This window comes from Syntrophales bacterium (genome assembly GCA_030655775.1).
GTDB lineage: Bacteria > Desulfobacterota > Syntrophia > Syntrophales > JADFWA01 > JAUSPI01.
In genome coordinates, this window is sequence record JAUSPI010000138.1 from 1 (window position 1) to 12,768 (window position 12,768).

The window sequence follows — 12,768 nt, forward strand, 5'->3', positions numbered from 1 at the left end:
TGCAGACCCAGAGGACCCGGAAGAACACCTTCGCGTTCAATTCCCCCTTCGACGGCAGACTCCATGGCCATGATGATACGAATTATATGCTCTCTAATATCATGCCCGCTCATTCCCGTAATGGCCGTTTCGTTTTCAATGACCAGCTCATGTACGGGAATATTCTGTGCATCCACGATTTTTTTCAACTCAGCAGCCGTTTTATAGGAATATACCGGAACGCCCCTTGCAGGTGGGTTCCATCCTTTCCATTGCAGAAAACCGCCACCAACCGAATAATATTCCTTTTCAAAAAGAACTCTCTTCTGCCCCCTCAACCTGATGACCAGGGTATTGCTAAAGGGATAGTTATGAGATCCTTTTTTCCAGACAATGCTTTTTTCCGTGAGCTTTACGTCATGGCCTTCCATATCAATCCGGTATAGGGCATCATCACCTGTAAAAAGACCGTCGAGAAAATCGGATCTGCAGGTATGGGGATGTTGTCCCATAAGTCCTGCTAATACCGCCCGATCCGTGCCATGACCTTTACCGGTAGCACTGAGAGATCCGTAGAGAATGATTTCGATGTCTTCAGCCCTCTTTTTAACCTCAGCAGGGAGATATCTTATTTCTTTCAGGAAATCATGCCCTGCTTTCATGGGGGCGATAGTGTGCGAACTCGACGGACCCAAACCGATCTCAAAGAGATCAAAGATTGATGTTGCAATGCCTTCGTTCATGATCTTTCCATATCATTTCTGTAGGAGTAAATTCATTTAAGCCAGTCTTATGAAGCATGTAAGAGTGACAATCTCGTAAAAAGTCTTTTTCTGTCACCCAAAATCATGTCCTGAACTTGTTTCAGGATCATTCAGGGTCTCTAACTTGCTGAAATAATTAGATGCTGAAACAAGTTCAGCATGACAAAGAGCACACTTTCTGACTTTTTACGAGTGCATCAAGAGTACATAAGAAAAGAAAAATTGTCACGAACTAATTGCTCAACTGCGGTTGTTCTCTCGGTGAGTTAGGGAGAAAAATGCCACGAGGAAAACGTTGACATAGATAGAGATTTACTTTATAGGTGCGTGGAACAGTTTCCCATTATACCGGAAAGGGCGTACAAAAATGAAAGCAACTCCCAAATCTTTCATATTGAAAGAGATAAAAGAAAACATAGGATGCATTACTTTTAACAATCCTGAAAAACACAATGCACTGAACGCTAATATGTTAAGAGAGATAATCGCTGCTTTGGATGATTTCAAAACTGCAAAGGTCGCCGTGGTTATCATCCGGGCACGGGAAGGTGTGAAAGTATGGTCTGCCGGATACGATATCTCTGAGCTTCCAAAGGCACACAGGGAACCCTTAGGATATGAAAACCCCCTTGAAGTTACATTACGGACCGTTGAGAAATATCCCGGCCCCGTTATCGCCATGGTGCAGGGAAGTGTCTGGGGTGGAGCCTGCGACCTTGCCATCACCTGCGATATGATAATCGGCGATCCCACCTGCACTTTTGCAATCACACCAGCCAAAATAGGAATAGCGTATAATGCCTCGGGTATCCTTCATTTTATAAACAGGGTAGGCATGAACATTGCGAAAGAGATGTTCTTTTCCGCATTGCCTGTTGATGCCCATCGTGCGGAACGATGCGGAATATTAAATCATCTGGTTTCAACCGAGTCTCTCGAAAGTTTTACATTAGATCTGGCACAAAAAATTGCTTGCCGATCCACACTCTCGATTGCTGTCATGAAAGAACAGTTCCGGATACTTTCCGAAGCTCACCCCATTAGTCCTTATGCATTCGAAAGAATACAGTCGCTCAGAAGAGATGTTTATAACAGTCACGATTATGAAGAAGGCATCAGGGCATTCCTCGAAAAACGCAAACCTGATTTCAAGGGCAAGTGAAGCAATATTTATTACATACACAAACGGCTCCTAATCTTGATAATTGGCAATGATACAGAGCTATTTGTCAATTGTTACGGGTGAAAACTCGTACTCTTTTCCTTCTATTTGGAAAACGGCCCTATCTTCTTCGTTTATCGTCAGTTTCGCTTCTATCATACGGCGGCAACCAAATTCAAAGAAGAGAACCTGGTGAGTAGGGACATCTTTTTCGTCTAAATTCTTATAGTACTGGTCTTTTTCGTCCGGTGTAATTTCCCTAAAAACTAATCTTTGGCATCGTTTCCGCTCCTCCCGGTCACCCTGGCGAATGATGACCCGGTAATTACCGTGAAACTTGATGGGCATTTTGATTTCCATAGTTCTACCTCCCTCTCTGACACTGAACTGCGCTACAATAGCGGATGCATAACATAACGCAATGAAATTGTCCAACCGATCGTTAGTCTGGTTATTTTGATAAGAACTCTCCTTGATTATTGACGATAACTTACCGTAAACGTGCCTTTTTACTGATATCGGCTCAAAGAACTCGAAAAGTATTGCTCAATAGCTATAAATTAGCTATAACTTATTTCAGTAAAATTTGACACGTTCGCAAAAAGTCAGATTTTGTCACCCAAAATCATGTCCTGAACTTGTTTCAGGATCATTCAGGGTCTCTAACTTGCTGAAATAATAGATGCTGAAACAAGTGAGATCCTGAAACGAGTTCAGGACGACAAATAACACATTTTGAGACTTTTTACGAGTGCGTCAAATTTGAGAAGCTGAAATTTGGAAAAACTAACAGCTATATTTATATCTTCGTTTATCATCGCCATGTCGGGTGCAATGATGCCCGGACCGGTACTTACCGTAACCATTAGCGAGAGCGCAAAGAGAGGTTTTCGTGCCGGTCCCATGATTGTTCTTGGTCATGGTATTCTTGAAATATTGCTACTCGTTTTCCTGGTTCTGGGGTTTGCAGGATTTATTAACAATCCTAAAGTATTAGGATTTGCAGGCATTGCAGGAGGTCTCGTTCTTTTCTGGATGTCTTTCGGTATGTTGAAAGGAATACAACAATTGAAGCTCGATCTTACCCCCGGGAAAAGCGCCTGGGGAGGGCCAGTGGTAGCGGGTATCCTGACCAGCCTGGCAAATCCATACTGGATAATATGGTGGGCAACAATCGGTCTCGGCTATGTTATCGTTTCGATGGAATTTGGTTTTATCGGCCTGGCAGTTTTTTTTACAGGGCACATACTGGCCGATCTCATGTGGTACAGTGCCATATCATTATTCGTTTCACGGGGGAAGAGGTATATAAGCGACAGAATATATCGTGGGATTATCGGTAGCTGTGCCGTTGTCCTCATCTTCTTCGGTATATATTTTGGGGTATCGGGAATACGGTACTTTGTATGAAAGTGACTAAAGTTTAAAGTGAGCTAAAGTTGACAGTCTCGTAAAAAGTCTTTTTTTGTCACCCAAAATCATGTCCTGAACTTGTTTCAGGATCATTCAGGGTCTCTAACTTGCTGAAATAATAGATGCTGAAACAAGTGAGATCCTGAAACGAGTTCAGGACGACAAATGACACATTTTGAGACTTTTTACGAGTGCATCAAAGTTAGATACCTTTTTGTTTTTTTATAGAAAAACTCTGCGACCTCCGCGGTGAGTGATTATAGGTGGGGCTTATATAAAGGAGATGTAAGATGTTAAAAGGAAAAAAGATTGTCCTCGGAATAACCGGCGGTATTGCCGCTTACAAATCGGCAGAGCTGACGAGAGAGCTTATAAAGAGGGGTGCCGAAGTAAAGGTCATCATGACTGCAAATGCAACTAAATTCATAACGCCTCTTACCTTCCAGACTCTTTCCGTAAATGCCGTCTATACGGATATGTTCTCCCTGATAGAGGAGCATGAAATCGGGCATATATCTCTCGCTGATGAAGCGGAGATACTCGTTATAGCGCCCGCGACCGCCAATATCATCGGAAAGATTGCATCCGGCCTGGCAGACGATCTGCTTTCAACGACTGTTATGGCTACAAAGGCCCCGGTTCTTATCTGCCCTGCCATGAATTCAAACATGTATACGAATGATATCGTTAAAGAAAACATGAGCAAGCTGGCCTCAAACAATTACTTCTTCATCGAATCGGCATACGGTGAACTGGCCTGTGGAGCAGAAGGATATGGAAGGCTTCCTCCGCTGGACGAGATTATTGAAGAAATTGAAACCATACTGACGGAAAGTGACTTAACAGGTGAGAAAATACTGATTACTGCAGGTCCTACGCAGGAGCCGTTTGACCCGGTAAGATATATAACAAATCACTCTTCCGGGAAAATGGGTTATGCCCTGGCAACAATGGCGAGGAGAAGGGGGGCTGAAGTTACATTAATCAGCGGCCCTTCATCTCTGCCAGAGCCATTCGGGGTAAAATTCTTTAAGGTATCAAGTGCCCTGGAGATGAGAGACACAGTGATGAATAATATGCAAGATTCAACTGTCATCATAAAGGCGGCTGCCGTGGCTGACTTTCGGCCTGCCACCATTTCAGACAATAAAATAAAAAAGGGGAGCGATCCGTTAAATGTTCGTCTTGAAAGAAATCCCGATATCATATCGGAAATTGCTCAAAAAAAGGGAAGTCGTATCCTGGTAGGATTTGCTGTCGAGACAGAAAATCTTATTGAAAATGCACGCAACAAGATGCTCAAAAAAAATATGGATCTCATAGTGGCAAATGACGTAACCCGGCACGGTGCGGGGTTCCAGACTGACACAAACATAGTAAAAATTCTCGACAGGGAAGGGGGATTAGAGGAATTGCCCCTTCTGGAAAAAATAGAAGTGGCAGACAGGATTCTGGACAGGATTAAGGCAATAAAAGTGCCTAAAGTTTAAAGTGAGCGAAAACTAATATGGATTCAAAACAGGATATGAGAGAGGAGCTTAGACTCCTCGTGAAAGGTTTAAAAGGTCATATTACTGCTGGAGTGAACTCTCCGGGAGGGCTCTCTCATCTCTACCTTAAGGGGGAATGCCCTTCTGAGGCAACATTCGATCGATCCGTGACCCTTGAGGAGATAAGGGGAGCCCTCGGGGATTGTCAAAGATGTTCTTTGCATGAAGCGAGGAACAATCTTGTTTTTGGTGAGGGAAATCCGAATGCGGATCTTGTTTTCGTGGGTGAGGCTCCAGGTGCGGATGAAGATCTTCAGGGAAGGCCATTTGTCGGGCGAGCCGGACAACTCTTAACAAAGATCATAAACGCCATGGGTTTGACAAGGGAAGAAGTCTATATATGCAACATTCTGAAATGTCGTCCCCCCGGAAACCGTAATCCCAGACCGGAGGAAATACGAGTATGTGAACCCTTCTTGATAGAGCAGATCCGGGCAATTAACCCTGAGGTTATCTGTGCTCTCGGTACATTTGCCGCGCATACACTGCTCAATACAGATGCCCCTATCTCATTGCTCAGAGGGAAATTTCACTCTTATCAGGGGATAAAATTTATGCCCACTTATCATCCGGCTTACCTCCTGAGAAATCCCGGTGCGAAGAAGCAGGTATGGGAAGATGCCCAGATGATAATGGAGGTACTAAAAAAGAGTGACTAAAGTGCCTAAAGTGTACTAAAGTACCTAAAGTTACAGAATGCGCTTCCAGCGCAACCTTTTTAAAAATGGATCATCTCCCGATTAGTTGAAGTTAATTAAGGCAAAATAAATACCAGAGGGTTCAAGAGGTCAAGGGGTCAAGGATTCAAGGATTCGAGTGAAAGGAAGAAAGACAACCCTGGATTACATTAGGATGCTTTATATATCTTATGGTTCTGTTTGCGAACTGGAAACGCAAATATTATTAGCAGGGGATTTGGAGTTAATTGAAAAAGGTGTATTGGGTAAATTAAAAAAAGACATAGCAGAAAGCGAAAGAATGTTAAAGGCGCTGATAAAGTCTCTAAAAAACAAACCCTGGAATCCTCGACCCCTTGAATCCTTGGACCCTCTTCTCCAACTAAATTGGAGAAGAACCTTAAAAGTTGACCACGCCGAAGGCGTATACATTAACTTTAACTCACTTTAGGCACTTTTAAAGGGATATAAGATGCTAAACGGAGGAATCAGAATACTCGTCTTGATTTTCGTTATTTCATTGTTCTTCGTCATGGGATCGTCCCTCTCTTTTGGAGAAGAGAAGAAACCGGTCTTTGACGTCATCACCATAAATTCTGCAATTACACCACCTGTTGCCAAGCATATTATTAATGCCATAAACCAATCCTCAAATGAAGGATCTGACGGGCTGATAATTCTTCTCGATACGCCCGGGGGTCTTGATCTCGCCATGAGGGACATAATAAAGGGGCTTTTGAATTCCTCCATACCTGTTATCGTCTTTGTTTATCCGTCGGGGGCGAGAGCAGCGTCGGCAGGTGTCATTATAACCATGGCGGCCAACGTAGCCGGAATGGCTCCCGGTACTAACATCGGGGCAGCTCATCCGGTAGCCCTCGGTGCAGGTAAGATGGACGAAACAATGGCCGAAAAGGTAGAAAACGACTTTGTTGCCTATGCCAAGAGTATCGCTAAAAAAAGGGGGCGTGATACAAAATGGGTCGAAGAGGCCATCAGAAAAAGCAAATCGATTACTGCTGAAGAAGCGCTCAAGCTAAACGTGATTGACTTCGTTGTCGTCGATATAAATCAGTTACTTGAAAAGATGGACGGAAAGGAGGTGACTCTCGCTTCGGGGAAAATCGTCCTGAAGACGAAGGGGGCTATTGTTAATCACAGGGCGATGGGATTGCGTGAGAAAATATTGACAACGCTTTCCAATCCCAACATAGCGTATCTTTTATTGATGATAGGCCTTGCTGGATTATATTTTGAATTTGCCCACCCCGGTGTGGTTCTGCCGGGGGTCATAGGAGGAATCTCACTGATACTGTCGTTCTATGCCTTACAGACACTTCCTGTAAATTATGCGGGGGTACTGCTGATTATTTTCGGTATAATACTTTTTATTGCGGAAATAAAGATCATAAGTCATGGTATGCTCACAGTTGCCGGAATCATTTCCCTCATTTTGGGCTCTCTCATGCTCTTTGAATCACCTGCTCCAGCTCTCAGAGTCTCTCTTGCCGTGATGCTTCCGACGGTTGCTGTTACGTCTCTGTTTTTTGCGGGTATAATTACACTTGCCCTGAAGGCACAGATGAGAAAGCCCGTTACAGGCCCGGAAGGAATGATTGGTGAAGAAGGAAACACGATCACTGTGGTTTATGAAGATGGTAAGGTCTTTATCAGGGGAGAATACTGGAATGCCTTCAGCAAGGAATTAGTGGAGAAAGGTGAACGGGTAAAAGTAGTTGGAATAAGCGGGTTTAAGGTAGAGATTGAAAAAATAATAAGTGAAAAGGAGGGTTGAAATATGGGGATATACACTATTGCTGCCTTGGTGGTATTGTTAATATTATTTCTTGCATCGGCTATTAGAGTACTCAATGAGTACGAAAGAGGGGTCATCTTTCGTCTGGGGAGGCTAATTGCCACGAAGGGCCCCGGTCTCATTATTCTGATACCGGTAGTTGATAAGATGGTCAAGGTGGATTTGAGGATAGTGGCCATGGACGTTCCCCCACAGGATGTTATTACTCGTGATAATGTTTCTATAAAGGTAAACGCCGTTATATATTTCAGGGTAATGGATTCTAACAAGGCCATTGTAGAGGTGGAGAACTATCTCTACGCAACGTCACAGCTTGCACAGACTACTCTGAGAAGCGTCTGCGGGGAGGTTGAGCTGGACGAAATTTTATCGGAAAGGGAAAAGATCAATGTGAATCTGCAGGAAATCCTTGATAGAAGCACTGATCCCTGGGGAATCAAGGTATCCACAGTAGAAGTGAAGCATATCGATCTTCCTCAGGAGATGCAGCGGGCGATGGCCAAACAGGCAGAGGCGGAAAGGGAACGACGGGCGAAGATCATTAATGCCGAGGGTGAATTTCAGGCAGCGCAAAAGCTGGCAGATGCGGCTGCCGTTATTGCCGAACATCCGATAGCGCTGCAGCTTAGATATCTTCAGACCCTGAATCAGATTGCCGCCGAAAATAATTCGACCACTATATTTCCCATACCGATTGACCTGTTCCGACCATTTTTGAAACTGATGGAAAAGTAACAAGTTTTTTATAATGCAGCACAGCCCTTGAGCGGGCTTCTGCATCAGGCGCAGATGAATCTATTTTTGACCCTGATAGGCGAAAAGCTACGAAACGGGAACAAGAAACACCCCTGTTTATTGATCATTATGGAAAGGAGCTAAAAGATGGTAGCAAAGGAGACAAGGAAAGTACTTGCAGGTGGAATTATTCTTATTGCATTGGGAATTCTTATTTTTCTGAATAGTATGACAGGCTATGGATTTGACAAGAGTTGGCCGATCTTGCTGATAGTTATTTCTATATGTACTTTAGTTCAGCAATCTAAAGATATTGGAGGATGGTTGATAGGTATTGTTGGTACCGTCTTTCTTGTAATAAGGAATTTTTACACAGATTTAGACAAAATTGCAACATACGCCCTGCCGTCCCTGCTGATGCTTCTCGGTGCCTACGTGTTATTTAACTATTTCAGGAAGTGGAGATCATAAATGAGACCATTAAATGTCGCGACAAGTTTGTGAGTGGCTGGACTGGCGGGCTCCCAACGGCAAATATCAGGACATGAGTTGCCGGAAAGCTTTGTTGGAACTGGAGCGTCGAGGGGTAATAGTGTTGCCCGTTTCCGATAATGTATATCATTTTCAGCAAAAATCTGCCAAGACTACTGAAAGCATTTCGGAGATTGCAGAGATTGCATGCGACTTGGCCGACCTTGGCAAAGTAGAAGTGATACCAGTATCAAGCCGTTACAGCAAAATGTCACGTATCTGGAACGGTTTGATGGATGCCCATCATTACCTTGGAGGCGGTTCGTTATGTGGCGCCCAGATTCGGTACATGATCCGAAGCGAGATTTACGGATGGTTAGGCGGGATGAGCTTCAGTTCATCTGCCTGGCGGTTACGTGCTCGTGATGAATGGATCGGATGGAGCGAAACCGGACAATTTTATTTGTTGACAATAGATGGAAAATATCCCTTGACAAGCAAAAACAAACCCCCTATATTTACACCTATCGAAAATAATGCCTTATCAGTGCCTTATCAATATCAATGCCTTATCAATTTGAATTGATTATCCCTCCCGATGTGAAGGAAATGGCAGAGCCGACGGATGAAGACCTTAGACTACTGAGAGACGTCATTGACAGTGAGGGCTATTTTTTAAGGAGGGTTGTTAAAAAATAATCGTATTTTTATTAAATTTAAAGAAAGGAGGTTTTAAAGATTTCGATTAGTCAGGTATTTTTATGGTGAACGGTAAAAATGGTCATTTCGATGTAACTGGGTTGTCAATAAATGTCGCCCGTTCCTCGCAATGACACCTAACTGGAAACCATAATTATTTAGAGAGGTTTTTTACATTTATTTTTCATTATTTAAAGGAGGGTTTTAATAATGGCACAAGAAAAAACATACCCAAGATGGGTTCCCTTACTGTGCGGGTTAATAGGCAGTACCACGTGCGGTATGCTTTTGTACGCGTGGAGCGTGTTTATCAAGCCGTTGAACGCGGAGTTTGGATGGAGCAGAGCCGAGATCGCCCTGGCGTTCGCCATCTGCTGTCTTGTATTCGGGTTAGTGACGTTTCCTGCAGGGCGGTGGAGTGACAAGTACGGTCCGAAGCCCGTTGTTATAACGGGCGGCATCATTCTTTGCATCGGCTTTATATTGTCGGGGTTCATTCAGTCGAAGGTTCAGCTTTATATCACGTATGGTCTCTTTGCCGGTCTCGGCGGCGGGATGATTTACTTGCCGCCCATTGCGAATGCCCCCAAGTGGTGGCCCGACAGGAGGGCTCTGGCCACGGGGTTTGCGGTGGTCGGTCTGGGTCTCGGTTCGTTCCTGATGGGGCCTCTGGCCACGTGGATCATTACGAATCCTGAGATGGGCTGGCGCTATGTCTTCTGGTATTGCGGTATCGCCATGGGAATCATGGCGGTTGTAGCCGGTTTTTTTCTGAAGGTTCCCCCGGCCGGCTACAAGCCGGAAGGATGGTCGCCTCCTGCTCCTGCCGCGGGTGCGGCTGCTTCCACGTCGACCCGTGACTTTACGCACGATGAGGCTATAAAGGATACCAAGTTCTGGCTTCTGTATGCGGCTTATTTCTGCGGTTCCTTTGCGGGACTCATGACCATCGGCCACCTTGCCGGTTTTGGAAGGGATCAGGGTCTGACGGCTATGGCGGCTGCCGGCGCGGTGAGTTCTCTCGCCTTTACCAATGCGGCGACAAGGATCCTTTCCGGCTGGTTTGTGGATCTTATCGGCATCAGGGTTTATTTTGCCGCGCTGTTTGCCCTGCAGACGGGGGCGATGATCTTCATTTTCCAGTTCGGCGGCAGCGTCTACGGGTTGGCGGCTATTGCTATGCTCGTCGGCTGGAACTACGGCGCCATGTTTACCCTGTTCCCGGCCACGTGTGGGCAGTTCTATGGTATGACGGCCCAGGGGAGCAACTACGGCCTTCTGTTTACGGCGTGGGGTCTTGCCGGGTTTGCCGGGCCAATGACCGGCGGCTATCTGAAGGATATGACGGGTACGTATTATGCGCCGTTCCTTGTCGCAGCGGCTTTCTGCGCCCTTGGAACTGTAATTCTTTTCACGACGAAACCGCCGGTGAAGAAATCTGCCTGATGGCTACGGCGTAACACATTTAGAAACCTTTTAACCATGGCGCCCCGGGAATTTCCCGGGGCGCTTTTATTTTACTACCGGACGCAAAGCGCCTCGAATAAAATACCCGGGGAAATAGGCATTGGATTAAAATCAGAGCAGAAAGTTGGCTGATTATGATGCGCAAGGAAAACTGAAAGAAAACAAAAAGGGAAAGGCAGCGTAGGTCCGCCGCTCGTCACCTGTCCCGGGAACACCACTTTAGAATATTCACGCCTGTATACTCCTTTTAAATAGTTTCATTTAAAAAATGATATATTTAATTTTTGTCCGATGCACTGTACCTTACATGTTTCATGAAAAAGACCAGGGGCAGCATCAAAGCGATCATAACGGCTAAGATATGGAAGACGTCATTGAATGACATCATGTAGGCCTCATTTAAAAGAGTTTCATAGATGACCCCAAGCCCTCCTTTATAAGCAAGCACCGGTTCAAAGCCCATGTTTTGCAAGGCCTGGGCTGTTTGTTGTGAGCTCCAGATATAATTCATGTCGAATGGCGTGAGATGTTCCACAAGACGAGACTGATGGAATTGAGCTCTCCTGGTTAGAATAGTTGTGGTAACAGCCACGCCGAAGCTCCCGCCTAAATTCCTGACGAGATTAAATATAGAAGTAGCATTACCCATATCCTCTTTTCTTATATGGGATAAGGTAAGCGTGAAAAGAGGAATGATGATGAATCCCATGCCAATCCCCATAAAGATCCTCGGCACTAAAACAGCATTAAAGTCAGCCAAACGATTGAGTATTGACATAAGATAGCATGCATAGGCTGTTACTATAACACCAATGCCGATTATAAACTTCGAATTAATCCTGGAAATAAGTATCCCGGCGATTGGCATGGCTACGAGGCTCGCAATGCCACCGGGCGCAAGTACAATACCGGAGAGGGTTGCCGTATAACCCATTAAAGTCTGGAGATAGATCGGGAGAAGGACAATACCGCCCAGAAGATTAAACAGGACAAAAAAGATAATCACATTTCCCAGACTGAAAGAATAATTTTTAAATGTCCTCAGGTTGACGATTGGATGCTCTGCAAAAAACTCCACAATGATAAACAGGGTCAGACATATGACTGAAATAACACTCAACCAGATAATAAATTCCGATGAGAACCAGTCCACTCTGCGTCCCCTGTCTAAAATCATCTGGAGGCATCCGACCCCGACAGCAAGTAATACAAGCCCCCAGTAATCAATCTTTAACTTTGCACGCTTCATGTAAGGGGGATCTTGAATGAAGTAGAGGGACATCAAGATTGAGATGATTCCGATTGGAATATTGATATAAAAAATCCATCTCCACATCCAGTTGTCCGTAATCCAGCCTCCCAGGACAGGGCCGATGATGGGGCCAAACATAATTCCCACACCAAAAATGGACATAGCCGTACCGTGCTGGTAAGGAGGGAAGGTCTCCAGTAATATGGATTGTGATATGGGCTGCAGGGCACCGCCGGCAAGACCCTGAAGAATCCTGAAGAACACAAGACTTTGTATATTCCAGGCAAAACCACAAAAGAGAGAACTCAGAGTAAATAAGGCAACTGAAAAAATGAGATATCTTTTTCTTCCGAAGAACCTGCTGAGCCAGCCTGTCATCGGGATAATGATTGCGTTGGCTGCCAGGTATGATGTAATTGACCAGGTTACTTCATCAATACTGGCGGAAAGACTGCCCCGTATGTGATCAAGGGAAACGTTTACAACAGAGGTATCAACAATAACCATGAGTGTGGGGAGCATCACCGTTATGGAAACGATCCACTTGTTAACATTTCTGGGCATCTTTACTCGATTATTCTTTTAGGTTCTTCTCCAATTTAGTTGGAGAAGAGGGTCCAAGGATTCAAGGGGTCAAGGATTCAAGGGTTTGTTTTTTAGAGACTTTATCAGCACCTTTAATAGTCTTTCGCTTTCTGCTATATCTTTTTTTTAATTTACCCAATACACCTTTTTCAATTAAATCCAAATCCCCTGCTAAGAATATTTGCGTGTCCAGTTCGC

Annotated in this window: 14 protein-coding genes; 11 read left to right on the plus strand and 3 right to left on the minus strand. The window is 44.7% G+C overall.

The window, feature by feature from the left end:
* Positions 1–722, minus strand: a 722-nt coding sequence (locus Q7J27_07270; protein ID MDO9528940.1) for a serine dehydratase beta chain, incomplete at its 3' end; no start/stop codon positions are given.
* A 415-nt stretch (positions 723–1,137) separates the two neighbouring features.
* On the opposite strand from Q7J27_07270, the gene scpB reads away from it, so the two are divergent.
* Positions 1,138–1,905 carry a methylmalonyl-CoA decarboxylase gene (gene scpB / locus Q7J27_07275; protein MDO9528941.1) on the plus strand — a complete coding sequence of 256 codons (768 nt, stop codon included), beginning with the start codon at positions 1,138–1,140 and terminating at the stop codon, positions 1,903–1,905.
* A gap of 60 nt (positions 1,906–1,965) precedes the next feature.
* Here the strand turns inward: scpB and Q7J27_07280 are convergent, their stop codons facing one another.
* A complete protein-coding gene (locus Q7J27_07280) occupies positions 1,966–2,265 on the minus strand; it encodes a hypothetical protein (GenBank protein ID MDO9528942.1) in 300 nt (99 codons plus the stop codon).
* A 417-nt stretch (positions 2,266–2,682) separates the two neighbouring features.
* Between Q7J27_07280 and Q7J27_07285 the strand changes: the two genes are divergently transcribed.
* From Q7J27_07285 to Q7J27_07330, 10 genes are all read left to right on the plus strand, one after another.
* Positions 2,683–3,315, plus strand: a complete 633-nt coding sequence (locus Q7J27_07285) for a LysE family transporter (GenBank protein MDO9528943.1) — start codon at positions 2,683–2,685, stop codon at positions 3,313–3,315.
* Between the two features lie 293 nt (positions 3,316–3,608).
* Positions 3,609–4,808, plus strand: a complete 1,200-nt coding sequence (gene coaBC / locus Q7J27_07290) for a bifunctional phosphopantothenoylcysteine decarboxylase/phosphopantothenate--cysteine ligase CoaBC (protein ID MDO9528944.1) — start codon at positions 3,609–3,611, stop codon at positions 4,806–4,808.
* 17 nt (positions 4,809–4,825) lie between these two features.
* Entirely contained in the window at positions 4,826–5,527 is a 702-nt protein-coding gene (locus Q7J27_07295; protein MDO9528945.1) for a uracil-DNA glycosylase, read from the plus strand.
* Positions 5,528–5,684: 157 nt separating this feature from the next.
* On the plus strand, positions 5,685–5,996 hold the full coding sequence (locus tag Q7J27_07300; GenBank protein MDO9528946.1) for a four helix bundle protein: 312 nt from the start codon (positions 5,685–5,687) through the stop codon (positions 5,994–5,996).
* 21 nt (positions 5,997–6,017) lie between these two features.
* Positions 6,018–7,340, plus strand: coding sequence for a nodulation protein NfeD (locus tag Q7J27_07305; protein MDO9528947.1), 1,323 nt, complete (start codon positions 6,018–6,020; stop codon positions 7,338–7,340).
* A gap of 3 nt (positions 7,341–7,343) precedes the next feature.
* Positions 7,344–8,096 (plus strand): slipin family protein, encoded by a 753-nt coding sequence (locus Q7J27_07310; GenBank protein ID MDO9528948.1) that lies wholly within the window; start codon positions 7,344–7,346, stop codon positions 8,094–8,096.
* Positions 8,097–8,243: 147 nt separating this feature from the next.
* Positions 8,244–8,567, plus strand: a complete 324-nt coding sequence (locus Q7J27_07315) for a DUF5668 domain-containing protein (protein ID MDO9528949.1) — start codon at positions 8,244–8,246, stop codon at positions 8,565–8,567.
* 13 nt (positions 8,568–8,580) lie between these two features.
* Positions 8,581–9,153 (plus strand): DUF4338 domain-containing protein, encoded by a 573-nt coding sequence (locus Q7J27_07320; protein ID MDO9528950.1) that lies wholly within the window; start codon positions 8,581–8,583, stop codon positions 9,151–9,153.
* Positions 9,132–9,266, plus strand: coding sequence for a hypothetical protein (locus tag Q7J27_07325; protein ID MDO9528951.1), 135 nt, complete (start codon positions 9,132–9,134; stop codon positions 9,264–9,266). Before Q7J27_07320 ends, Q7J27_07325 begins: the two co-directional genes overlap by 22 nt.
* A 210-nt stretch (positions 9,267–9,476) precedes the next feature.
* Positions 9,477–10,712 (plus strand): OFA family MFS transporter, encoded by a 1,236-nt coding sequence (locus tag Q7J27_07330; protein MDO9528952.1) that lies wholly within the window; start codon positions 9,477–9,479, stop codon positions 10,710–10,712.
* A 298-nt stretch (positions 10,713–11,010) separates the two neighbouring features.
* Here Q7J27_07330 and Q7J27_07335 read toward each other — a convergent pair whose 3' ends face one another.
* Complete coding sequence (locus Q7J27_07335; protein ID MDO9528953.1) at positions 11,011–12,549, minus strand: DHA2 family efflux MFS transporter permease subunit; 1,539 nt, start codon at positions 12,547–12,549, stop codon at positions 11,011–11,013.
* Between the last annotated feature and the right edge of the window lie 219 nt (positions 12,550–12,768).